The sequence below is a fragment of the Amycolatopsis rhizosphaerae genome (assembly GCF_007713715.1).
Classification (GTDB): domain Bacteria; phylum Actinomycetota; class Actinomycetes; order Mycobacteriales; family Pseudonocardiaceae; genus Amycolatopsis_E; species Amycolatopsis_E rhizosphaerae.
This window is the reverse complement of sequence record NZ_VJWX01000072.1, coordinates 1-21,060: the sequence shown is the minus strand read 5'-3', so window position 1 is coordinate 21,060 and position 21,060 is coordinate 1. Positions and strand designations below refer to the sequence as shown.

The window sequence follows — 21,060 nt, the reverse complement described above, 5'->3', positions numbered from 1 at the left end:
CCCCTGGGCCCCCGCCCACGACCGCACCCCGGTCGTGCAGGCCCCGGTCGGCCTCACCTTCGTCACGTACGAGAACCCGCCCGGCATCCACACCGCCGACGAGCGCGTCCGGGCGTTCAAGACCGGTCCGCAGGCCGATTGGTTCAACCACGTCAACGTCAACGCCCACGATCACGGCGGCCACTTCATCCCCTGGGAGAACCCCGACGCCTGGGTGAGCGACCTGCGCCGCACTTTTCACGGCCGCAGGCCCTGAACGCCCCTGCGCGCTCGTACGCGGTCACGCCGGGATGCGAGCCCGGACGACGAAGCCGCCCTCTTCCCGGTTCTCCGCGCTGAACTCACCGCCGAGCACGCCAACCCGTTCGCGGAGCCCGGCGAGGCCGCGGCCGCTCCCACCGGCTGATCCGGTATTCGAGCCCGAGCCGTCGGTGCTGACTTCCACCGTGATCTCCGTCGTGCTGTGGTGCACCTGGACCGCGGTGCGACTGCCGTGGGCGTGCTTCAGGGCGTTCGTCAGAGCCTCCTGCACCACCCGGTAGGCCACGAACTCGGCACTGCCGGTCGTCTCCGGAGGACGCCCCTCCTCGGTGAACTCCACTGGCTGGCCCGCCCGCCTGGTCTGTTCCACGAGGGCGTGGAGCTCACCGGCGGCGGGTGTGCGCGGCTCGGTGCCGTGGTCCGGGTTGAGCAGGTCGAGCAGGTGCCGAAGGTCGGTGATGGCTCGTCGGCCGGTGTCGGTGACGGCGCTCAGGGTCTGCTCGAGGCGTTCGGGGGCGGCGGTCAGGTAGCGCGCCGCCTCGGCCTGCACGACCATCGCCGTCACGTGGTGGGTCACGACGTCGTGGAGTTCGCGGGCGATGCGGGCGCGTTCGGCGGTACGGGTGGTCTCGGCGATGTGGCGGCGGCGTTCCGCCTCGGCGGCCCGGGACAGCCGCAGCCAGACCCCGATGCCCCACGCGATGGCCAGCGCCAGGTAGAACGTGGCGAAGCCGGCCAGCCCCTCGGTCGATCCGTAGCGGTCGAGGGCAACCGACAACGCCACGTACGCCGCGGAAGCCAGGACGACCGTGGTGCGGCGGTGGTGTGCCGAATGGGTTGCCGTGCTCAGCAGTGCGATGGGCAGCGCGATGCTCGCGACCGTGTGATACCGGCCGAGCTGGTCGACGGCGAAACCGAGTGACACCAGTGCGAGACAGACGCTCGGCAACCGGCGGCGCACGGCCAGCGGGAGGCATTCGAGGGCGACCGCCGCGAAGGCCAGTGCGTCCATGGGACGGTCCGGCAGGTCGCCGAGTTGTGTGCCGTGACCGTGGAGTACCGGCACCAGGGACGCGACCGCGAGCAGCAGCGCGAACGGGAGATCTCGGACCATGACGTCGCAGCGCCGCCACCGGCGGGCCACCCGGCGCAGGTCCATCACCGGGAGAGCGCAGCGGTGGCGTCGTTCCGGGCGGCGCGCCGGCGCAGCGGCACCACATGGCCGCGCCGGCGGGCCAGCCGCAGGAACCCGGCCGTCACCGCCAGGCCGGCCACCAGGGTGTACAGGCTCGCTTCCGGGCCGAACTCGCCGCCGCTGAGGGCGGTCGGCCCCGACATCACGCTGCGCAGCAGCCCCTCGGGGGCGCTCTTCCCCGAGACGTCGGTGCCGAAAATGGCGCCCTCGGCGAAGTTCCACGCGAAGTGCAGGCCGATCGGCACCCACAGGTTGCGCGTGGCGGCGTACGCGGCGGCGAGCATGCCGCCGGCTTCGACGGCGATGGCGATCGTGCTCCACAGCGTGGCGTTCGGGTTGAACACATGTGACAGGCCGAACAGCACGCCGGTCAGCGCCAGCGCGGCCCAGGTGCCGATGCGTCCTTCGACGATGCGGAACAGGACCCCGCGGAAGACCACCTCCTCCGTCACGGCGGCGGCGGCCATGAACCCGAACAGCGCCACCGCACCCGCCACGGATCCCCAGCCGATCACCCGGTAGCCGCCGACGAAGGCGATGTTCGCGATGACGGCGGCGAACATCCCGACGCCGATCAGCGCACCCCGGCCGAGGGCGGCACCGGCGCCCGCCACCGCCACCTCCACCGGCGCGCGATGCTCGGTCCACCGCACCACCCAGGCGTAGGCGAGCAGCGAGAGCACCGCCGTGGCGACACCGAGGATCAGGGTGAGAGGCACGTTCCACTGCACCGCGCCGACGCTCAGGCTGCCCGCGGCGGCGACCGCCGAGACGATCACGAGCTGCTTCACCAGACGCATGACGACTCCTTGCGAGATGTTCCGCGACCAGAGCGTCGCGGCTACGCCGAACGCTAGGGATTCGACGGCCCGAAAACATCACCGCGCAGTGGACGCCTGCGTGTGGCTCGCACGGGGGACGGATTCCGTCCGTTTCCCCCGAATGCCGTGGCGGTCGCGCGTCCTGGTGTCGAACCAGGCTCCCCGGAGATATGAGTTCCGGGTGGCCACCGGGCCCCGCGCGGGGGTGACCGACCGGACTCGCACCGGCTAGTGCCCGGATCCACAGTCCGGGGCCTCGTCTGCTTCGGCTTCGGTCACCGTCGTCCCACCGGGATTCGAACCCGGACCTCCCGTCCTGCGGACGGGCGCTGGCGACCACTCCAGCTCTGGGACGTCTCGCCGCCGTGGCGGCGTTCGCTGCCCGTCGAGGGTTCGAACCTCGGTCTCCGCGTTCAGAGCGCGGTGTCCATGCCGATCTGGACCAACGGGCATCGGGGGTGTGCACGGCGCTCCCGGTCCAGGACTCGAACCTGGGCATGCGGATCCAAAGTCCGCCGTGCTGCCGGACTACACCAACCGGGAACAGTGTTTTTCCAGTGGAGAAAGAGAAAGCCGCCCGGATCGGATTCCCCGATCCGGGCGGCTTCGCCGGCGGACGTACCGTCCGCTATGCCGGGAAGCCGGAAAACCCTTGGTGTTGCTGGGAAAAGCGCTGTCGATGACCATGCCGCGGGTCTGCGGCGGCCTGGTTCCGGCGCTGCCTTCCGCACATTCGCATGTCCGCTCCCTGGGCTCATCGACTGAAACCAGTTTTGCCCCTTGGGGCGGAGGGGTCAAACGTATTTCCGCGCTTCGTCTTCGAGCCGCTTTCCCGTGGCGGCTATTCGTACCAGATTCCGGCGATCGGGCCGCGGCGGGTCGTGACGGGGATCGACGGTGGGATCAGGCCGGGATCCAGGTTTCCGTGGATGTGCAGGTACAGGTCGGGCCGGGGCAGTCCGGTCGTCTGGATCCAGCCCCTGCCGTGCACGTGGCCGGCCGCGATCAGCTCGTCGGCCTGGCCGTGCGGCGCCCTGCCGCGCTGGTAGTTCTGGATGAGCGTCTCTCCAGTGTCGGCGAAGGCGTATCTGCCCGCGTAGGCGTAGCCCTGGTGCAGCCAGACGTAGAGGACCACGGGCTTGCGCAGGACGGTCCGGAACCAGTCCGCGGCCTCGGCGCCCAGTTCCCGCGGGTCGCCGGAGGCGGTCAGTGCCCAGCCGGACGGATGGCCGGGCAGCGAGAAGAGCTGGCTGTGCAGCCGGTCGCCCCGCACGCGGCCTTCCCCGAGGTGCACGCCGAAGTGGATCAGGTGGTGGTGGGACACCGGATCGGCGAGGCTCAGCGCGGCGATGAGGGCACCGCCGGCGTCGGGCAGGAGGAGATCGTCGACGTCCTCCGAGGCCCAGGACGCCGTTCGCTCGCGCAGCACCGTGGCGAACGCGAGGGCGTCTCCGGTGAGCTCTTCGGGGTCTTCGCTCGATTCGATGTCGAACCACTGATGGCCGGGCACCCCGCAACCCTATTCACCGGCCGGCGTGCCGCCGGGTTCGGCCAGCGCGGCGGCGCAGGCGGCGAGGTCGTCGCGGAGGCGGCGCTGAGCGCTCGGGGACAGCGCGGTGAGCATCCGCCGTTCGACGGCGCGCACGGCGACGCTTGCCTCGTGCAGCTGCTGCCGTCCTGCCGGGGTGAGTTCGGTGGGGAGTGCGCGTCCGTGGGCGGCGGTGGCGGGGCGACTGACGAGGCCGCGGTCCTGCAGTCCTCGAAGGACCCCGTTCATCGACTGCCGGGTGACGAAGGCACCTCGTGCGAGTTCGGCGTTGGACAGGCCGGGGTGCTGCCCGAGCAGTTCCAGGCAGGCGTACTGCGGCACGGTGAGCTCCAGCGGCCGCAACGCGGCGTCCATTCCGGCGCGGAGCGCGGAGGCAGCCTGTTTCAGGACGTATCCCACCGCGTCCGTGAGCGGCCCCACGGTCTCTTGTTGCGACATGTCAGGATTATGACATAGACTCGATGTCAAGATCCTGACATCGAAACAGGGAGTTTCACGATGACCGTCACCGGACCCGATTTCGTCGCCCTGCAGGTCCGCGACCTCGAACAGGCCGCCCGGTTCTACGAAACGCGACTGGGACTGCGCCGCCTGCCTGCCGCACCACCCCACGCGGTCGTCTTCGACACCGCCCCGATCCCGTTCGCCGTGCGGGAACCCCTGCCCGGGGTGGACCTCGACGCGGCACGACCGCACCCCGGCCTGGGCGTGGCACTGTGGCTGCACGCCGAGAACGCCCAGGAGATGCACGACGCACTGAGCGCCGCGGGCGTGCGGATCATCGCCGCCCCGTTCGACGGCCCCTTCGGCCGGACCTTCACCTTCGCCGATCCCGACGGCTACGCCGTCACCATCCACGACAAGGCATGAAACGACGGTCGTTCTAGGCTTGGCCGCCGGTGAAGGCGTGGGCGTTGCGCTCACACCAGACGCGGAACGTCACCGGAGCCCGGCCCAGCAGCCGGGCGACGGTGTCCGTCCGCACTCCGGTCGTATCGGCCCGCGCGCGCGTCAGGGATTCCAGGAGTGCGTCCGCCAACGCCGGGGAAGCCCCCTGTGAATAGCGGGAACGCACGATCTCCTCGGGAGTGCCGGCTTCCCGGACCTCGATCGTGCGGCCGAGCACGGTGCCGAGGATTTGGACCTGTTCGGCGACGGTGAGAGCTTCGCCGCCGGTCAGCAGGTATTCCCGCCCGTCGTGACCGTCCTCGGTGAGGGCGCGGGCGGCGACGGCGGCGATATCCGCGGGATCGATCGGCGCATGACGGCCCGGCCCGATGGGATCGAGCACATATCCCCCGTCCCGCAGGGTCGGCACCCATTCCAGGGCATTGGTCATGAACCCGGCGGGACGCAGGATCGTCCCGGGGATCCCCCCGGCGCGAACGATTTCCTCCCGTTCGTGGTGCCAGTGCCCCATCGCGGGCATCGGGTCGCCGAGCACGTTGATCGACGACAGGAGCACGATGCGGCGCACACCGGCGGCCCGCGCCGCGGCGACCGCGTGTTCGGTGTAGTCGATTCCCAGTCCCGGGTTCAGCAGGAACAGCCCCTGGATGCCGTCGAACGCACGGGCCAGGCTCGACGGGTCGCCGAGGTCCCCCATCACCCTCTCCACCCGCTCGGGCAAGGCGGCCGCCCGTGCCGGATCGCGGACGAGAACCCGCAGCCCGGTTTCCTGCCCGGCGAGCTGCCCGACCAGCTCACGGCCGATGTTGCCGGTGGCACCGGTGATCAGCAGCATGGCTACCCCATTTCGTTTGCCGTCTAACGAGTTTGCGGGAGAGACGGTATCCGGTAGATCATTAGCCGTCAAACGAGTCCGGGGAGGATGTCATGCCCGAGTTCCTCGACCTGCACGGCAGGACCAACAAGCTGCTTCGCGCACTGGCCGACGCCGGCATGCGACGGCACGGACTGCACCTCGGGCAGAACCACCTGCTCGCCGCGCTGTGGGACCACGACGGCAGCACCCCCGGCGAGATCGCGGCCGCGCTGAACGTCACTACCCCCACCGTGGTCAAGATGGCCACCAGGATGGCCGCGGCGGGTCTGCTCACCCGGCGTCGCGACGAGCGGGACCAGCGGCTGGTCCGGCTCTGGCTCACCGATGCCGGGCGCGCGCTCCGGGAACCCGTCGAGACCGAACGGCGAACACTCGAGGAGCAGGTCACCGCGGACCTGAGCGAGACCGAGCGCAAGTACCTGTTGCGCGCGCTGGCGAAGGTCCACAAGACGGCCGCGGACCTCCTCGGCGGGCCGCCGGCCGAGGACCTCTGACGAAAAGCGGTCGCCGTGACCGGCCCGCCCCGACATGATGCGCTCATGACCTCAGGCACCCCGCAGGTGCGGGAAATCCCGCTGACCGGCGGCACCTCCGGTCCCTACGGCATCACGACCGGGCCGGACGGGGCATTGTGGCTCACCTTCGTCCACAGTGGCCGGATCGGCAGGCTGACCACCGACGGTGCGCTCACCACCTACGCGCTCGATCCGGCGGACTGCCAGCCGATGATCATCACACCCGGCCCGGACCAGGCCCTGTGGTTCACCCGCGCCCACGACCACCGCATCGGCCGCATCACCACCGGCGGCACCGTGGACACCTACGCCCCGCCCGACGGCAGCGGCCCCTACGGCATCACCGCCGGACCCGACGGCGCGCTCTGGTTCACCCAGATGCACACCGACCGGATCGGCCGCATCGGCCTCGACGGCACAGTGACCCAGTTCGGCCTGCCGGTTGAGAAAGCGTTCCCTTCGATGATCAGCACCGGCCCGGACGGAGCGCTCTGGTTCACCCTCAACCAGGCCAACGCGGTCGGCCGCATGACCATCGAAGGCGAGGTCACCGTGCACCCGCTGCCCACGCCCGCCGCGGGCCCGGTGGGGATCGCCAGCGACGGCGAGGCACTGTGGTTCGTGGAAATCATGGCGGGGCAGGTCGGCCGGATCTCGGTGGACGGCGTCGTGGAGGAGTTTCCCCTTCCCGACCGTGCCGCCCGGCCCCACGCCATTGCCGCGGTCGCCGCCGGGGACTGCTGGTTCACCGAATGGGGAGCCAACCGGATCGGGCACCTCACCGCCGACGGCAGGATCGAGGAGTTCGACCTGCCGTCACCGTCCTCCGAACCCCACGGCCTCGCCCTGGGCCCCGACGGCGCACTCTGGACAGCACTGGAAACCGGTGCCGTCGCCCGGTGGGAAACCACAACCTAACCGAAGTCGCCGAGGTGGTCCTGGACCCAGGACCGGAAGGTCCGGGCCGGACGGCCCAGCAGGCGCGGCACCGTGTCCGTGACCCGCTCCGGGGTTTCCACAAAGGACTTCCACGCGGCGAGCCTGGCGGCGGCGAAACCCGGGTTGCCCCACGCCGCCGCCAGTTGGGTGTACGCCTGCCCGGGATCCTGCTCCTCCCACCGGACCGGACGCCCGGTCACCTCGCCGATGATCCCGGCGAGTTCGGCGTGCGTCAGTGCTTCCGGGCCGGTCAGCACATAACGGGCACCGTCGTGCCCGGCCGTGGTGAGCACGGTCGCGGCGGCCTCGGCGATGTCGCGCTCGTGGATCAGCGACCGGGCGGCGCGCGCGTACGGCCAGCGCACCACCCCCTGCCGCACCTGCCCGCTCCAGGCGAGCAGGTTCGCGGCGAAATCGATGGGCCGCAGGAAGGTCCACCGCACCCCGGAGTCGCGGATCAGCCGCTCGATCTCCTGATGGAAACCCGTGGCCGGTTCCCCGTCGGCGAGATCGGCCACATCGGTGGAGAGGTACACCACCTGCCGCACTCCGGCGGTGATCGCCCGCACCGTCCGCGGCTCCACCGCGATCCCCGGCCACATCAGGAAGACAGCGTCCAACCCGTGCACGGCCCGCGCCATCGAGTCCGGATCGGACAGATCACCCCGGACGACCTCCACCGCGGCGGGCAGTGTCGCGCGGGCGGGGTCGCGCACCACCGCCCGCACCGGGTATCCCGCGTCCACCAGCAACGAAACCAGATTTCCGCCCACCCTGCCGGTCGCACCGGTCACCAGGATCCTCTCCACACCGACACGGTAGGACCTCCACCAAGATCGAGGTCAACACCGCTGATTTGCCCTGACGCCGACGTCAACGTCTAGTGTCGCGGTCCGCACCGGAACGGAAGGACCACGATGAAGTTCGGCATCAGCTACGCCCCCGCGCACCACGGTACGGATGCGCGGCATCTGCTCACCTACGCGCGCTTAGCCGAGGAACACGGCTTCGAGTCGCTGTACCTGCCCGAGCACATCGTGCTGTACCCCGGCGCCGCGGTCGGGCCGATGCCCCTTCCCGCGGCGACACCGTATTTCGATCCACTCGACGCGTTGAGCTTCGTCGCCGCGGCGACGGACCGGATCCTGCTCGGCACGGCCGTCCTGCTGCTGCCCTACCACCACCCGGTGCTGCTGGCGAAGCGGCTGGCCACCCTCGACGTGCTGTCGGGCGGGCGGATGCGGCTGTTGACGGTGGGCCTGGGCAGCCTGCCGGGGCAGGCGCGGTCGATGGACGTGGACTTCGCGAGCCGCGGGCGGCGCGCCGACGAGGCGATCGACGCGCTGCGGCTGCTGTGGGAGGGCGGTGAAGACGGCGTCGATTTCGACGGCGAGTTCTTCCGTTTCGAGAGGCTGAGCAGTTTCCCGAAACCGCTGGATGCCCGGCACCTGCCGATCCACGTCGGCGGATCGACGCGCGCGGCCGCCCGCCGGGCGGGCCGTCGCGGCGACGGCTACTTCCCCGGTGGCGCGCTCGGTCCCGACGAGCGCGCCACCCAACTGGAACTCGCCCGCGAAGCCGCGCGGGAAGCGGGCCGCGACCCCGGCGCGCTTGAATACCCGCTGGGGTTCGATCGACCTGTCCGTGGAACGGGCCGAGGCGCTCGCGGCGGAGGGCGTCACCCGCGTGGTCGTCAGCGCGAGCACCGCCGAGCCGGAGCTCTTGCGCGAGGAACTCGCGGCCTTCGCCCGGCGCTTCGGGCTCCCCCAGTAGCCCGAAGCGCACGGCGACGAGTGATCACACGGGGCGCTCGGCGATCACGTCCATACCATCGGTGTCGACTCGCAACAGGCTCGGAACCAGTTCGGAGCCCGTGTCCGGCGAGGTGAGCACGGCTTCCCTGATCTCCTCGGCGCGACCCGAACCCTCACCCGCGATGTAGATGTGGTCCGGGCTGACCAGCCCCACGATCAACCGGTCCGCACCGACCATCCCGGCGACGTTCTCGTGGAAGTCGGGCAGCATGATCGCCGACCCCGCGCACGGACCGTTCCGCTCCATGACGGCCAGGTTCCCGTGCTCCTCATCCGGAAGCATCCTGATGGTGAGCCCGCGCTTCAGGTTGTCGCACGCTTCTCCGGCGAGTTCCAGGTACTCCTTGTCGCTCATGGCCTCGAGACTGCTCCGCAGCAGGTGGGCCATGCCGATCCGGCCTTCGGGCGTGATCGTGACCTTGGCGAATCCGACGTACAGCTTGCCCTCGACCAGCGGCAGGGAGGCGGAAAGCCGTAACGGGGCGGAGGTGCTGTGGAGGATGGGCAGCCATTCACCGTCGCGCTCGGCCCGCGCGATCTTCTCCCGTCCTCCCTCTTCCCGCTCGACGCCGTCGAGGTCGGCCATCACCTTCCGCGCGTGCTCGAAGGCATCGGTCCAGTCGTCCCCCTCGGGGCGGTCGAAAACGTAGGTGTACTCGGCCTCGGCGAACGTTTCGACCAGGAAGACGCCGTCCGTGCGGGAGGCTTGCCAGGTGCTGTGCACCCTGGTCACCTCGGAAGCCTGGACCGGCCGCTCCCGCTGAGCCTGGCGCCACGCCTGCCGGACGGAGTCCTGGGCCTGGGCGGGCGCCGCCGCGATCACGAGGTCGTTGTCGTCGCCGTTCAGTTGGAAGACGACGTTGTTCATGGTCACATCAAGATCCACGGGACCGTGACTCTACACAGGAGCCCGAGGTCGTGGCGGCCTTTTCAGGGGACCAGTGGAGCCAGACCGTCGAGGACCCGGTCGAGGCCGTACTCGAATTCCTCGTCGCGGTGCCGGCGGGGGTCCTGGTCACCCTGTTCGCCACCCTGCTCGGCGTAGAGCGTGCGCAGGCGGGGGTAGGGCTCGGCGGCGCGCCGGGCGACCGGCCACATCCGGCGCATCCATTCGGCCTCGTCCCGCCCGGTGCGGGTCAGCATGGTCAGCCACGCCGCCTCGGTGCTGGTCATGCCGATGACGTAGGCGAAGGCGATGGTCATCGCGCGGTTGGCTTCGGGGAGGCCGAGGCCCGCGCCCTCGAACAGCGCCAGCATGTCCTCGCTGAACAGCATCATGTTGGGCCCGAGGTAGGCGGTGCCCGCCCCGCCGAGCAGGGTGACGATCCACGGATGCCGCAGCAGCACCGCCCTGATGTCCCGGGCGCACTCGTGCACGGCGGCCCGCCAGTTCGGCCCGGGAGGCGGAACCCGCAGTTCGCCGACGACCTCGTCCACCACCAGTTCGAGCAGTTCGTCCTTGTTCGCCACGTGACGGTAGAGCGAGGTCGCGGCGGCGCCCAGCCGGGTGCCGAGCTTGCGCATGCTCAGCGCGTCGATGCCCTCCTCGTCGAGAAGGCGCACGGCCTCGGCCACGATCTGCGACCGGCCCAGGACGGGCTGCTCGCGCCTGCGCCGCGGTTCGCGAGCCCAGACCGAAGGAATCGGCTGCTCATCGGCGGTCATCGGGTCTCCCTTCCTGCCCGGCCAGCGTAGCGCACACCGTACCTCCGTTGCGTACGGCGTGAATCTATGCGTACAGTGTGCGCAGTAATGCGAACACCGTACGCATGCCTCGTCTTCCCGAGAAAGGAACCGCATGACCACCGCGCGTCTCGACGCCACCGCCTACCAGGCGGCTGAGCGGCTTCTGCGCCACAACCGCGCGAAGCTCGTCCACGGCGGCCGGATCCGCCCGTGCTGGCTGCCTGGCGGCGACCGGTTCTGGTACACAGTGGACACCGCGGAGGGCGCCCGGTTCCTGTTCGCCGACCCCGCCGCGGGAATCCGCGAACCCGCCTTCGACCACGACCGCCTCGCCGCCGCACTCGCGGAAGCCTCCGGGCAGCCGGTCGCAGCGGCCGCCCTGCCCTTCACCGCGATCGACCTCACCGGGGACGCGGTCGAATTCGACGCCTTCGACGCGCATTGGCGGTGCTCGCTGGACACCTACCGGTGTGAGAAGGCGGAATCCGCCGCAGGCACGACCTTCCTCGACATCGTCTCGCCCGACGGCAAGCACGCGGTGTTCCGCCGCGGTCATGATCTGTGGATCCGTTCCCTGCCGGACGGGGCGGAACGGCCGCTGACCACCGACGGCGCACCCGATCACGACTACGGCACCAGCGCGTTCACCCCGGACGTGCTGCTCGGCAAGATCGGCATTCCGCACCTGCCGCCCGCCGTCGCCTGGTCTCCCGACTCCGCCCGCCTGCTGACCCACCGGCTCGACCAGCGCGCCGTCCGCACCACCCACCTCGTCGAAGCCCTGCCCGGCGACGGCGGCGCACCACGCCTGATGACCCAGCGCTTCGCCTACCCCGGCGACGAGAACCTCCCACTGGCCGAGTTCGTCGTGCTCGACACCACCGGCGAAGCCGTCCCGGCACGCAGCGCACCGCTGCCCGTACCGCTGCTGTCGCCCATCACGGCGAAATGGGCCTGGTGGGCCGAGGACGGCTCGGCCGTGTACTACCTGAGCCAGTCCCGCGACATGCACACGCTGAGCCTGCACCGACTCGACGCGGTGACCGGCGAGGTCCGCACCGTCCACAGTGAAACCGGGACCACCCGGGTCGAACCGGCCCAGCAACAGAACCAGGGCCCGATGGTCCGGTTGCTGGCCGGGGGGCGCGAACTGCTCTGGTACTCGCAGCGCGACGGATGGGGCCACCTGTACCGGTACGACCTGGCCACGGGCGAACTGCTGGCGCAGGTGACCTCGGGCGCGTGGGCGGTGCAGGAGATCCTGCACCTCGACGAGGATCGCGGCCTGGTGTACTTCGTCGCCGCCGGGCTCGTCGAGAACGATCCGTACCGGCGCTCGGTGTGCCGGAGCGGGCTCGACGGCGCCGGGTTCACCCGGCTGACCGACGACGATCTGGACCACGTCGTCACGGTCGCCCCCGGTGGCCGGTACTTCCTCGACTCGGCCTCCACCATCGCCACCCCGCCGGTGATCCGCGCACGGGACTGGGACGGCCGGGTGCTCGTCGAACTCGAGCGGGCCGACATCAGCCGCCTGATCGCGGCGGGCTGGACCGCGCCGGAACGGTTCCGCGTCAAGGCCGCCGACGGGGAAACCGACATCTACGGCGTGCTCCACCTGCCGCGTGACTTCGATCCGGCCCGCCGCTACCCGGTCATCGACCACCCGTATCCCGGTCCGCACATGCGGCGCGTGCCTCCGTCCTTCGACCCGGGAATGTTCGGCTGCGACGCCGAAGCCACCGCCGCGCTCGGCTTCGCGGTGATCGCCGTCGACGGCCGGGGCACACCCGGGCGCGACAAGGCCTTCCACGACGCTTCGTTCGGCAACCTCGGCAGCGCCGGCGGCCTCGACGACCACGTCGCCGCGCTGCGGCAACTGGCGCGGACGCGGCCGTGGCTGGATCTGGACCGGGTGGGCATCTTCGGTCTGTCCGGCGGCGGGTACGCCACCGTGCGGGCGCTGTGCCGGTACCCCGAGGTGTACAAGGCCGGGGTCGCCGAAGCGGGCAACCACGAAAACCGCAACTACCACCTGTGGTGGAGCGAAACCTACGACGGGGCCGACCCCGGCGCCTGGCTCCGGTCGTCCAATGTGGAACTCGCCGGGCGCCTTGAGGGGAAGCTGATGCTGGTCCACGGCGGCATGGACGACAACGTCCACCCGCACCAGACCCTGCGGCTGGCCGAACGGCTCATCGAAGCGGACAAGGATTTCGACCTGGTGATCGTGCCCGGGGCCGAGCACACGTTCTTCGGCTACGAGCACTACGTCACCCGTCGCCGCTGGGACTTCCTGGTCCGGCATGTGCTGGGCGCCGAACCGCCCGAGGGTTACCGGCTCGCCCCGGCCCCGTTCGACCTGAACCTGATCGCCGACATCTTCGGCTGACGGGGCCGGTTTCCTGACAGAAGGTGTCAGCGAACCCTCGATAGCTTTCCGTCCCCAGCGCCTTCCAGGCGGGAAACGACCTCACGAGAGTGAAGAAAAGACATGCCTTACTTCGACGCGGCCGACGGCACGCGCCTGTTCTACCGGGACTGGGGTACCGGGCAACCCGTACTCCTGCTCGCGAGCTGGGGTTTCGGCTCAGCCATGTGGCAGCACCAGATGATCCACCTCGCCGACGCCGGATTCCGGTGCCTCGCGCTCGACCGGCGCGGGCACGGCCGGTCCGACGACCCGGGCAGCGGCTACGAGTTCGACACACTCGCCGACGATGTGGCCGCCCTGCTCGACCGGTTGGACCTGGGTCAGGTGACCCTGGTCGGGCATTCGATGGGCGGGGCCGAGATCGTCCGCTACCTGACCCGGCACGGCACCGGCCGGGTCAAGGGAGTCGCCATGGTCGCCGCGGCACTGCCCTTCCTGCTGAAAACCACCGACAACCCGCAGGGTGTCGATGGCACCGCCGCCGAGGAGGTGCGACGTGGCTGGCGGGCCGACCTCACCCGGTGGTTGACCCACAACGCGCCGCCCTTCTTCGGCGCGGGCCTGCCGGGCTGTGAGGTCTCGCCGGGACAGCAGGAGTGGCTGCTCGGCATGATGACGGAAGCGTCGTTGAAAGCATTGGTCGACTGCAACAAGGCGCTGACGGAGACCGACTTCCGCGCCGAGGTGGCCGCGATCACCGTGCCGGCGCTGATCGTCCACGGCGACCACGACGCGTCCACGCCGCTCGAACTCACCGGCGAGCGCATCGCGGACCTGGTTCCCCACGCGCGGTTCGTCGTGTACGAGAACGCTCCCCACGGCCTGTTCCTGACCCACCGGGAACAGCTCAACGAGGACCTTCTCGCCTTCGCCAAGGGCTGACGGCGATCGCCTCGTGTCCAGCGCGGCCGCGGACGAACGCGCGGGGAGGCGGTCACCGCGGCCCGAGCCGGTGCGCGGTGCCCTCGGCGATGGCCCGCAGTTTGTCCGGGTTGGCCACGTTGTGAATGGCGGTGATGCGGCCGTCGGCGTCGAAATCGAAGGTGAGGGTGGCGATCACGCGGTCCGGCGCGCTGAACACGATGCCCGGTCCGCCGTTGATCTCGGCGAGTTCGGCTTTCCTGTCCGCGGGCTCGATGCCCTGGTAGGCGACCGTGCCGATGGCCGCGAACCAGGCGGCCACGGTGGCCGAGCCCACGACCGGCCGCATGGCCTGGCGGACCTTGCCGCCACCGTCTGTCCACAGTGTCACGTCCGGGGACAGCAACTCCATCAGTGCGTTGACGTCACCACCGGTCGCGGCGGCGAAGAACCGCTCGGTGACCTCGCGCTGCCGTGACCGGTCCACGGTGAAGCGCGGCCGGCGGCCCCGCACCTGTTCCCGGGCGCGGTGCGCCGCCTGGCGCACCGCCGCCTCGGAACGCTCCACGGCCTCGGCGATTTCGGCATGGCTGAAGCCGAAGACCTCCTTGAGCACGAACACGGCGCGCTCCAGCGGGCTCAGCGTTTCCAGCACCACCAGCATCGCCATCGACACCGACTCGGCGTCCACGACGGACTCGGCGCTGTCGCCACTGGTGAGGATGGGCTCCGGAAGCCATGGCCCCACATAGGTTTCCCGCTTGTGCCGGGCGGAGCGCAACCGCTCCAGCGCGAGGTTCGACACGATCCGCGTCAGGTACGCCTTCGGGTCGGCCACCTGGGACCGGTCGGCGGCAGACCACTTGATCCAGGCGTCCTGCACCGCGTCCTCGGCATCGGCCGCGGTGCCGAGGACGCGGTAGGCCACCGAAAACAGCAGGGGGCGGTGCCGGTGGAACACCTGCTGGTCCCTCTCGGAAGACTCGGGGATCATCGTGCGTTCCGGACCCGGGTGAAACGGCCACCGCGGGGCCAGAACGCGCCGGACGCGGGCATCTTCTTCATCCGGCCGTAGGTCGGCCACGGTGAGGCGGTCACCGCCTCCTTGTACCGCACCGCCCAGTGACCCGTCAGCCGGATTCGCCGCGGGCTGTCATCGGGGCGGGTGAACTGCACGACCGCGTCGTGCCGCCCCAGACTCACCGGCGTGTGGTAGTAGCCGAAGCGGAACGGTGTGGGCTGCTTGCCCTTCAGCGCGCGGAGGATCGACAGCGCGGCGTGCACACCGGTCGGCATGCCGCCCTGGCAGGTGCCGTGCATGACGCCGTAGCCCTGGCGGATCGCGGCCGCGTCACCCACCGCGTACACCTCCGGGTGCGACACCGAGCGCAGTGCGGCGTCGGTGACGATGCGGCCGCGCCCGTCGACGGTCAGCCCCGCGGCGGCCGCCAGCGGCGACACCCGCGTACCGCTGGTCCACAACACCACGTCGGCGGCGATGCTCTCCCCGCCCACCAGTGCCACCGCATCGGGCAGCACCTTCGCCACTTCGACTCCGCTGCGCACCCGCACGCCCAGCCGGTCGAGCGCGGCCCGCAGGTACGCCCGGGCCTTCCGGTGCAGGGCCGCACCCGGTTCCTGCCTGCCCAGCAGCACGACGTCGAGTTCCGGGTGCCGCTCGGCGATCTCCGCGGCCGACTCGACGCCGGTCAGCCCGCTGCCCGCGACCACCACCGTGCCGCTGCCGAGCCGCGCCAGCCGGGCGGCCAGCATCCCGGCGTCCTGGGTGCTGTTCAAGGTGTAGGCGTGGTCCTCGGCGCCCGGGACCGTCGCCGTGTCGGCCACACTGCCCAGCCCGTACACCAGCGTGTCGTAGGGCAGGACCCGGTCGTCGTCGATCCGCACGGTCTTCGCGTCCGCGTCCACCGCCGTCACCCAGCCGCGCAGGAACCGCGCGCCCGTCCCCTCCAGCAGCTCCGGGATGCTCAGCTCCGCGAGCTGCTGCCCGGTGGCCGTCATGTGCAGCCTCAGCCGCTCGGTGAACCGCTCCTGCGCGTTCACCAGGGTCACCTGTACGTCCTCACGCTGCTTGACCCGCGCCGCGAGCTGGATCGCCGCGGCCGTGCCCGCGTAACCCGCGCCCAGGATCACCACGCGGTGCGGGGCCGCCGTGCCGGTTTTCTGCCGTGTGCCCATCGTTGCGTCCTCCTTGGTTCGCCTGACGATGCCCACGGGATGGGGGCAGGCGATCCGGACGTGACATGGGGTGACGGGCGACACAGTCCCGGTGCGGGGCCTAACTGTCGCGGACGGTGGTGAGCGCCTGGTCGTAGAGCCGTTCGAGTTCCTCGATCCCGCCTTTGCCGCCACGGTCGAGCCAGACGGCGGTGGCCGCGTCGAGGCACGCGAGCGCGGTGGCCACGACCGCTTGACCGCGCAGGCCCGGCGGGGCGTCCCCGTCGCCGAGACGCCGTTCGACCTCGGGTGCGAGTTGTTCCTGCCACCGCAGGTGCTTCTCCAGGTGGGCGGCCCGCAGGGCGGGACTGGTGGCGACGAGCCGGGCGATCGCGAGGCCGCGCCGCGGGGCAACCTGGGCGTTCAGCACGGCGAACGCATGCCGCAGCGCCGTCCAGACGGGCTCGTCGTCCGGCCGGGCTTCCAGCGCTGCCAGGATCACCGGCCCCTGTTCGGCGAGATCGCCGAAGACGATGTCCTCCTTCGTGCCGAAGTAGCGGAAGAACGACCGCCGGGAGATCCCGGCCGCGGCGACGACCTGGTCGACCGTGGTGTTCTCGAATCCCTGGTCCAGGAACAGCGCCAGGGCGACGTCCGTGATCTCCTCGCGGACACGCCGGCGGGTTCGCTCCCATATCGGGCCCGTGGTCGCCTCCGGCCGGTCATGGCGCGTCGTCATGCCCGTCAGCCTATCGTATGCGATGCCGAGCCGACCCTCTGTGCCCACCTTGCATAAAGTGTTAATTTGGCACTCGATGCCAGCCCTACCGAGGAGATGACATGTCACTCGATCACCGCGGCGCACTGACGCTGGTGACCGGCGCCAGTTCCGGAATCGGGGCGGAGTTCGCCCGCCAGTTCGCCCGTCGGGGCTCGGACCTCGTCCTCGTCGCACGCCGGGAGGACCGGCTCACGGCTCTGGCCGCCGAGCTGAAGGCCGAGCACGGCATCGCCGTCACCGTGCTCGCCTGCGACCTCGCCGAACCGGGCGCCGCCGCGCACCTGGCCGCCCAGCTGAGCGACCGTGGCCTGCGGCTGACGGGACTGGTCAACAACGCCGGCTTCGGCACCCACGGGCTGTTCGTCGAGGAGGAGGCCGAGCGGCTCCGCAAGGAGATCGCTCTCGATGTGCACGCAGTCGTCGACCTGACCAGGACCTTCATCGACGACCTGCGCGCCTCCCGGCAAGGCGTCCTGATCAACGTCGCGAGCATGGCCGCCTACACCCCGATACCGCGGATGGCCGTCTACGGCGCCACGAAGGCATTCGTGCTCAGCTTCACCGAGGCGCTGTGGTACGAACACCGCGGCACCGGTCTACGGGTACTCGCCCTGTCACCGGGAGCCACCCACACCGAGTTCTTCGACACCGCCGACCCGGAGGCGGCCGGTGGCCAGCGGCTCCAGACGCCGCAGCAGGTTGTCGAGACCGCGCTGCGCGCGCTGGACCGGCGTAACCCCCCACCCAGCGTCGTCGTCGGCGCGATGAACAGAGTGGCCACGACGGTGAGCCGACTGGCCGGCCGCAGGCAGTCGCTCACCATGATGGGGAGGCTGACCGCCCGCGCCGCCACGACGGCGACCGCAAGCGCCCGATGAGCGGTCGTGCCCGGCGCCGCCGGACCGGCCCTGGAACTAGGACCTGTATCGAAGTCTTGGTCAACGCAAGTCGGATTTCGCGTCTTGAAGCGGCGTCAGCCGTTTGCACCACGCTGTCAACTGGCACCGCCGCGGGTTCTCAGGCGGTTCCTGGCAAGAACAGCACTGCCAGCGCTCATGAATTGGCATTCATGAGGAGGCGATCCCGCAGTCAGGGACCGCCTGAGGTTCCGCTACCCGCACCGCTACCCAAGCCACTTTGATACACGCCCTAACCGAGTTCGTGGCCGGTGGTCGCGTCCACGTAGTCCGGGATCTCGTCGTGGCGGTCGCCGACGGTGAGCGTGCCGGTGGGTTCGAACATCAGGATCGCCGCGCCCTCGGCCGAGGACGGCTTGTGTTCGGTGCCGCGCGGCACGGTGAACACCGCTCCCTTGGGCAGGTGGACGGTGCGCTCGACGCCCGCTTCGCGCAGTGAGAGATCGAGTTCACCGTCCAGCACGAGGAAGAACTCGTCGGTGTCGTCGTGGACATGCCACAGGTACTCGCCCCTGACCTTGGCGATCCGGACGTCGTAGTCGTTGACCCGCGTGACGATCCTCGGGCTCCACAGCGCGTCGAAGGAGGCCAGTGCTTCGGCGAGGACGATCGGTTCGTTGCTCATGCCGTCATCCTGGCGGGCCGGGGTCACCGGGGGTGAGTGGTAGGAATTGCATATGTCGAAAGAATCCTCGCAGGCCGCTCCGCCACGGGTGGTGGCGATCGTGGACGAGAACTCGAACCCCTTCGAGCTCAGTTGCGCGATCGAGATCTTCGGGCTGCCCCGGCCCGAACTCGGCCGGGACCTCTACGACTTCCGGCTGTGCTCGCCCCGGCCGCGCACGTTGATGCGCAACGGGTTCTTCACGCTCACCGGGGTGGCGGAGCTGGACGCGGCCGACGAAGCCGACACCCTGATCGTGCCGAACCGTCCCGATGTCGAGGTTCCGCGCCGTCCCGCGGTGCTCGCGGCGATCAGACGCGCCCACGCGCGCGGGGCGCGCCTGATCGGGTTCTGCAGCGGTGCGTTCACCCTGGCCGAAGCGGGAGTCCTCGACGGACGCCGCGCCACCGCGCACTGGCAGTGGGCCGAGGGGTTCCGGGAGCGTTTTCCCACCGTGCACCTCGAACCGGACGTGTTGTTCGTCGACGACGGGGACATCCTGACCGCCGCCGGCAGTGCCGCCGCCCTCGACCTCGGACTGCACGTGGTCCGCCGCGACTACGGCGCGGAGATCGCCAACGCGGTCAGCCGCAGGCTGGTCTTCGCCGCCAACCGCGACGGCGGTCAGCAGCAGTTCGTGGAGCGCCCGGTGCCAGAATGCCGTGACGAATCACTGGACCCGGTGCTCTCCTGGGCACAGGAACGGCTCGGCGAGCCGCTGACCGTGGCCGATCTCGCCGTCCGGGCCGCGGTCAGCCCGGCGACCCTGCACCGGCGGTTCCGTGCACAACTGGGCACCACCCCGCTGGCCTGGCTGACGCGGGAACGGGTCGCGCTGGCCTGCAGGCTGATCGAGCGCGGGGAGCCCCGGCTGGACGTGGTCGCGCGGGCCAGCGGACTCGGCACGGCAGCGAACCTGCGCGCGCTGATGCGCCGCGAGACGGGGCTCACCCCCTCCGCCTACCGGCGCCGGTTCGGCCCCGCGGTTTCAGTCCAGTGAGGCGGCCGAGTCGAGCATGATCTCCAGCAACTTGTCGGGAGCGTCCCGCATCACGTTGTGCCTGCTGTCCAGCGGGTGCACCTTCCACAATGGATCGTTCTCCAGGCGACGGCGGGTCGGCGCGAACGGGGACTCGCCCTCCCAGCGGGTCGCGTAGACGTAGTCACGGCGGCGGAAGCCGCTCAGGTCACCGGTGAGGCGGATCTTCTGGAGCAGGGAGGCGAGCGGGTGCGGCGTCGCCCGCTTGTCGAAGAACGGCAGCGGAGGCACGCTGTAGCCGTCCTCCCCCACGCTCAAATACCACTCGCGCTGTTCGTCCGAAGTCATCGTCCAGCACGAATCCCCGTCGCGCGGGACGAAGGCGTCGACGTACACCAGTGACCCCACCCGCTCCGGGGCCCGGTCGGCCACGCCGGAAAGCACCATCCCGCCGTAGCTGTGGCCCACCAGCACCGCGTTCCGGATCCGCTCGACCTCCACAAAGGACAGTACGTCCCGGATGTGCGTGTCCAGGTTCACGGTCGAGCTCAGCTGGTGGCGCCGCTCGGCGAGCCCGGTGAGGGTGAGCGTGTGGACGCGGTGGCCGTGCTGCCGCAGGCGTTCGTCCAGCGGTTCGTAGCACCAGCCGCCGTGGCAGGCACCGGGGACGAGGACAAAGGTGGCCATGTCATGCTCCTTGCGTGGTGGTGCGGCGACGGTAGGTTTCGGTGATCCTGGCGAGTTCCTCCGGTGACCGCGCGCCACCGGTGCGCTGCATCTCCCGGTTGGCGGCCACGACCTCGGCGGTCGGCTCCCGGCGGAGGGCTTCGTACCGGGCCAGTCCGGCGGGGTTCCCGCCGCACAGTTCGGTGGCGAGGACACCGGCGTCGACGATCGCCTGGGACGCGCCGTTCGCGCCCACCGGATACATCGGATGGGCGGCGTCCCCCAGCAGGGTCACGCGGCCGTGCCCCCAATGCGGCAACGGATCGCGGTCGACCATCGGGTACTCCAGCAGTACCTCGCTGCGCGTGATGAGCTCGGCGACGTCGAGCCAGCCCAGGTTCCAGTCGAACAGCGACAGCAGGTCCTCCGCCCGGCCCGGGCGGTTCCAGTGCGCGTCACCGGGCAGCGGCCCCGGCTCGCCGGCCGGCACCAGCGCCACCCAGTTCACCGAGGCGGGGCCGATCGGGTAGGCGACGAGTTCGACGTCCCCGTCACCGTCCCCATCACCGCTGCCCCGCACGATCACCATGGTGCGGCCGTCGAAGAACGGCTCCATCTCGGTGATCCCGCGCCACATCCGCACCCCCGGCCACAGCAGCGGCCCTTCGGCGGGATGGAGCTGGGCTCGCACCACGGAGTGCACCCCGTCCGCCCCCACCAGTACGTCCGCCTCCAACGGCTGCGACATGCCGGAGATCCGCACCCGCACCGAATCGGCATCCTGATCGAAACCCTCCACCCGCGTCCCCGTGCGGACGGCATCCTCGCCGAGACGGGCACGGACGGCGGAAAGCAGCATCGTCTGCAGCCGTCCGCGGTGCACCGAGTACTGCGGATGCCGGTAGCCCCCGGCCAGCCCGCGCGGTTCGCTGAACAACCGGGCACCCGAGGAATCGCAGTAGACGTTTTCACCGGTGGCGACGCCGAAGCGGGCGAGTTCGCCGTCGAGACCGAGCC

At 70.5% G+C, this 21,060-nt stretch carries 22 protein-coding genes, 3 tRNA genes and 1 pseudogene; 9 read left to right on the top strand and 17 right to left on the bottom strand.

The features are described from left to right. Positions 1-256, top strand: a pseudogene (locus tag FNH05_RS10405) (epoxide hydrolase); the annotation flags it as partial. A 24-nt stretch (positions 257-280) separates the two neighbouring features. Here the strand turns inward: FNH05_RS10405 and FNH05_RS10400 are convergent. The 7 genes from FNH05_RS10400 to FNH05_RS10375 form a co-directional block, all read right to left on the bottom strand. After that, positions 281-1,420: a sensor histidine kinase gene (locus FNH05_RS10400; RefSeq protein ID WP_342781543.1), complete on the bottom strand. Its 1,140-nt coding sequence runs from the start codon at positions 1,418-1,420 to the stop codon at positions 281-283. Continuing rightward, positions 1,420-2,256, bottom strand: a complete 837-nt coding sequence (locus tag FNH05_RS10395) for a CPBP family intramembrane glutamic endopeptidase (protein ID WP_144587136.1) — start codon at positions 2,254-2,256, stop codon at positions 1,420-1,422. The genes FNH05_RS10400 and FNH05_RS10395 overlap by 1 nt, the downstream gene beginning before the upstream one ends. 302 nt (positions 2,257-2,558) lie before the next feature. Next, positions 2,559-2,632, bottom strand: a tRNA-Cys gene (locus FNH05_RS37955). A gap of 23 nt (positions 2,633-2,655) precedes the next feature. Next, positions 2,656-2,729, bottom strand: a tRNA-Gln gene (locus FNH05_RS10390). A gap of 18 nt (positions 2,730-2,747) precedes the next feature. Beyond that, positions 2,748-2,820: transfer RNA gene (locus FNH05_RS10385), tRNA-Gln, on the bottom strand. Between the two features lie 298 nt (positions 2,821-3,118). After that, a complete protein-coding gene (locus tag FNH05_RS10380) occupies positions 3,119-3,787 on the bottom strand; it encodes a hypothetical protein (protein WP_144587135.1) in 669 nt (222 codons plus the stop codon). Positions 3,788-3,796: 9 nt separating this feature from the next. Further along, complete coding sequence (locus tag FNH05_RS10375; RefSeq protein ID WP_144587134.1) at positions 3,797-4,264, bottom strand: MarR family winged helix-turn-helix transcriptional regulator; 468 nt, start codon at positions 4,262-4,264, stop codon at positions 3,797-3,799. 60 nt (positions 4,265-4,324) lie between these two features. Here FNH05_RS10375 and FNH05_RS10370 point away from each other — a divergent pair, with 60 nt between their 5' ends. After that, positions 4,325-4,696, top strand: coding sequence for a VOC family protein (locus FNH05_RS10370; protein WP_144587133.1), 372 nt, complete (start codon positions 4,325-4,327; stop codon positions 4,694-4,696). A 13-nt stretch (positions 4,697-4,709) separates the two neighbouring features. On the opposite strand, the gene FNH05_RS10365 is transcribed toward FNH05_RS10370, so the two are convergent. Next, complete coding sequence (locus FNH05_RS10365) at positions 4,710-5,570, bottom strand: NAD(P)H-binding protein (protein WP_144587132.1); 861 nt, start codon at positions 5,568-5,570, stop codon at positions 4,710-4,712. Positions 5,571-5,662: 92 nt separating this feature from the next. Between FNH05_RS10365 and FNH05_RS10360 the strand changes: the two genes are divergently transcribed. Both FNH05_RS10360 and FNH05_RS10355 read left to right on the top strand, forming a co-directional pair. Next, positions 5,663-6,106, top strand: a complete 444-nt coding sequence (locus FNH05_RS10360; protein ID WP_144587131.1) for a MarR family winged helix-turn-helix transcriptional regulator — start codon at positions 5,663-5,665, stop codon at positions 6,104-6,106. Between the two features lie 45 nt (positions 6,107-6,151). Continuing rightward, positions 6,152-7,045 (top strand): Vgb family protein, encoded by an 894-nt coding sequence (locus tag FNH05_RS10355; RefSeq protein ID WP_144587130.1) that lies wholly within the window; start codon positions 6,152-6,154, stop codon positions 7,043-7,045. Here FNH05_RS10355 and FNH05_RS10350 read toward each other — a convergent pair. Then, positions 7,042-7,875: an NmrA family NAD(P)-binding protein gene (locus tag FNH05_RS10350; RefSeq protein ID WP_144587129.1), complete on the bottom strand. Its 834-nt coding sequence runs from the start codon at positions 7,873-7,875 to the stop codon at positions 7,042-7,044. The two genes, FNH05_RS10355 and FNH05_RS10350, sit on opposite strands and share 4 nt — an antisense overlap. 108 nt (positions 7,876-7,983) lie before the next feature. On the opposite strand from FNH05_RS10350, the gene FNH05_RS10345 reads away from it, so the two are divergent. Then, positions 7,984-8,955, top strand: coding sequence for a TIGR03619 family F420-dependent LLM class oxidoreductase (locus FNH05_RS10345; RefSeq protein ID WP_246127646.1), 972 nt, complete (start codon positions 7,984-7,986; stop codon positions 8,953-8,955). On the opposite strand, the gene FNH05_RS10340 is transcribed toward FNH05_RS10345, so the two are convergent. Beyond that, positions 8,864-9,766: a hypothetical protein gene (locus FNH05_RS10340; RefSeq protein WP_144587128.1), complete on the bottom strand. Its 903-nt coding sequence runs from the start codon at positions 9,764-9,766 to the stop codon at positions 8,864-8,866. The genes FNH05_RS10345 and FNH05_RS10340 overlap by 92 nt on opposite strands. 44 nt (positions 9,767-9,810) lie before the next feature. Continuing rightward, entirely contained in the window at positions 9,811-10,545 is a 735-nt protein-coding gene (locus FNH05_RS10335) for a TetR/AcrR family transcriptional regulator (RefSeq protein ID WP_144587127.1), read from the bottom strand. 133 nt (positions 10,546-10,678) lie between these two features. On the opposite strand from FNH05_RS10335, the gene FNH05_RS10330 reads away from it, so the two are divergent. Together FNH05_RS10330 and FNH05_RS10325 are read left to right on the top strand one after the other, a co-directional pair. After that, on the top strand, positions 10,679-12,958 hold the full coding sequence (locus FNH05_RS10330; protein ID WP_144587126.1) for a S9 family peptidase: 2,280 nt from the start codon (positions 10,679-10,681) through the stop codon (positions 12,956-12,958). A 102-nt stretch (positions 12,959-13,060) separates the two neighbouring features. Next, a complete protein-coding gene (locus FNH05_RS10325; RefSeq protein WP_144587125.1) occupies positions 13,061-13,882 on the top strand; it encodes an alpha/beta fold hydrolase in 822 nt (273 codons plus the stop codon). Between the two features lie 52 nt (positions 13,883-13,934). On the opposite strand, the gene FNH05_RS10320 is transcribed toward FNH05_RS10325, so the two are convergent. The 3 genes from FNH05_RS10320 to FNH05_RS10310 all read right to left on the bottom strand — a co-directional run bounded on the left by FNH05_RS10320 (position 13,935) and on the right by FNH05_RS10310 (position 16,775). Beyond that, positions 13,935-14,855: an RNA polymerase sigma-70 factor gene (locus FNH05_RS10320; protein WP_144587124.1), complete on the bottom strand. Its 921-nt coding sequence runs from the start codon at positions 14,853-14,855 to the stop codon at positions 13,935-13,937. Further along, positions 14,852-16,057, bottom strand: a complete 1,206-nt coding sequence (locus tag FNH05_RS10315; protein WP_144587123.1) for an NAD(P)/FAD-dependent oxidoreductase — start codon at positions 16,055-16,057, stop codon at positions 14,852-14,854. The genes FNH05_RS10320 and FNH05_RS10315 overlap by 4 nt, the downstream gene beginning before the upstream one ends. A 100-nt stretch (positions 16,058-16,157) precedes the next feature. Next, positions 16,158-16,775, bottom strand: coding sequence for a TetR/AcrR family transcriptional regulator (locus tag FNH05_RS10310; protein WP_144587122.1), 618 nt, complete (start codon positions 16,773-16,775; stop codon positions 16,158-16,160). A 101-nt stretch (positions 16,776-16,876) separates the two neighbouring features. Here FNH05_RS10310 and FNH05_RS10305 point away from each other — a divergent pair, with 101 nt between their 5' ends. Continuing rightward, positions 16,877-17,695, top strand: a complete 819-nt coding sequence (locus tag FNH05_RS10305) for an SDR family NAD(P)-dependent oxidoreductase (protein ID WP_144587121.1) — start codon at positions 16,877-16,879, stop codon at positions 17,693-17,695. A 271-nt stretch (positions 17,696-17,966) separates the two neighbouring features. Here the strand turns inward: FNH05_RS10305 and FNH05_RS10300 are convergent, their stop codons facing one another. Continuing rightward, complete coding sequence (locus FNH05_RS10300; RefSeq protein WP_144587120.1) at positions 17,967-18,359, bottom strand: cupin domain-containing protein; 393 nt, start codon at positions 18,357-18,359, stop codon at positions 17,967-17,969. Positions 18,360-18,411: 52 nt separating this feature from the next. Between FNH05_RS10300 and FNH05_RS10295 the strand changes: the two genes are divergently transcribed. After that, positions 18,412-19,398: a GlxA family transcriptional regulator gene (locus FNH05_RS10295; RefSeq protein WP_144587119.1), complete on the top strand. Its 987-nt coding sequence runs from the start codon at positions 18,412-18,414 to the stop codon at positions 19,396-19,398. Here FNH05_RS10295 and FNH05_RS10290 read toward each other — a convergent pair. Beyond that, on the bottom strand, positions 19,387-20,064 hold the full coding sequence (locus FNH05_RS10290) for an alpha/beta fold hydrolase (RefSeq protein ID WP_144587118.1): 678 nt from the start codon (positions 20,062-20,064) through the stop codon (positions 19,387-19,389). The genes FNH05_RS10295 and FNH05_RS10290 overlap by 12 nt on opposite strands. A 1-nt stretch (position 20,065) precedes the next feature. Further along, positions 20,066-21,060: FAD-dependent monooxygenase (locus FNH05_RS10285; protein WP_144587117.1), on the bottom strand; the 995-nt coding region annotated here is incomplete at its 5' end.

What these genes read in the sequence shown, in the direction of transcription:
- FNH05_RS10295 (WP_144587119.1), top strand. Translation starts at nt 18,412, where the DNA reads ATGTCGAAAGAATCCTCGCAGGCCGCTCCGCCACGGGTGGTGGCGATC.
- FNH05_RS10320 (WP_144587124.1), bottom strand. Translation starts at nt 14,855, where the DNA reads ATGATCCCCGAGTCTTCCGAGAGGGACCAGCAGGTGTTCCACCGGCAC.
- FNH05_RS10330 (WP_144587126.1), top strand. Translation starts at nt 10,679, where the DNA reads ATGACCACCGCGCGTCTCGACGCCACCGCCTACCAGGCGGCTGAGCGG.
- FNH05_RS10290 (WP_144587118.1), bottom strand. Translation starts at nt 20,064, where the DNA reads ATGGCCACCTTTGTCCTCGTCCCCGGTGCCTGCCACGGCGGCTGGTGC.
- FNH05_RS10310 (WP_144587122.1), bottom strand. Translation starts at nt 16,775, where the DNA reads ATGACGACGCGCCATGACCGGCCGGAGGCGACCACGGGCCCGATATGG.
- FNH05_RS10400 (WP_342781543.1), bottom strand. Translation starts at nt 1,420, where the DNA reads ATGGACCTGCGCCGGGTGGCCCGCCGGTGGCGGCGCTGCGACGTCATG.
- FNH05_RS10360 (WP_144587131.1), top strand. Translation starts at nt 5,663, where the DNA reads ATGCCCGAGTTCCTCGACCTGCACGGCAGGACCAACAAGCTGCTTCGC.
- FNH05_RS10375 (WP_144587134.1), bottom strand. Translation starts at nt 4,264, where the DNA reads ATGTCGCAACAAGAGACCGTGGGGCCGCTCACGGACGCGGTGGGATAC.
- FNH05_RS10355 (WP_144587130.1), top strand. Translation starts at nt 6,152, where the DNA reads ATGACCTCAGGCACCCCGCAGGTGCGGGAAATCCCGCTGACCGGCGGC.
- FNH05_RS10335 (WP_144587127.1), bottom strand. Translation starts at nt 10,545, where the DNA reads ATGACCGCCGATGAGCAGCCGATTCCTTCGGTCTGGGCTCGCGAACCG.
- FNH05_RS10365 (WP_144587132.1), bottom strand. Translation starts at nt 5,570, where the DNA reads ATGCTGCTGATCACCGGTGCCACCGGCAACATCGGCCGTGAGCTGGTC.
- FNH05_RS10345 (WP_246127646.1), top strand. Translation starts at nt 7,984, where the DNA reads ATGAAGTTCGGCATCAGCTACGCCCCCGCGCACCACGGTACGGATGCG.
- FNH05_RS10315 (WP_144587123.1), bottom strand. Translation starts at nt 16,057, where the DNA reads ATGGGCACACGGCAGAAAACCGGCACGGCGGCCCCGCACCGCGTGGTG.
- FNH05_RS10370 (WP_144587133.1), top strand. Translation starts at nt 4,325, where the DNA reads ATGACCGTCACCGGACCCGATTTCGTCGCCCTGCAGGTCCGCGACCTC.
- FNH05_RS10395 (WP_144587136.1), bottom strand. Translation starts at nt 2,256, where the DNA reads ATGCGTCTGGTGAAGCAGCTCGTGATCGTCTCGGCGGTCGCCGCCGCG.
- FNH05_RS10300 (WP_144587120.1), bottom strand. Translation starts at nt 18,359, where the DNA reads ATGAGCAACGAACCGATCGTCCTCGCCGAAGCACTGGCCTCCTTCGAC.
- FNH05_RS10325 (WP_144587125.1), top strand. Translation starts at nt 13,061, where the DNA reads ATGCCTTACTTCGACGCGGCCGACGGCACGCGCCTGTTCTACCGGGAC.
- FNH05_RS10305 (WP_144587121.1), top strand. Translation starts at nt 16,877, where the DNA reads ATGTCACTCGATCACCGCGGCGCACTGACGCTGGTGACCGGCGCCAGT.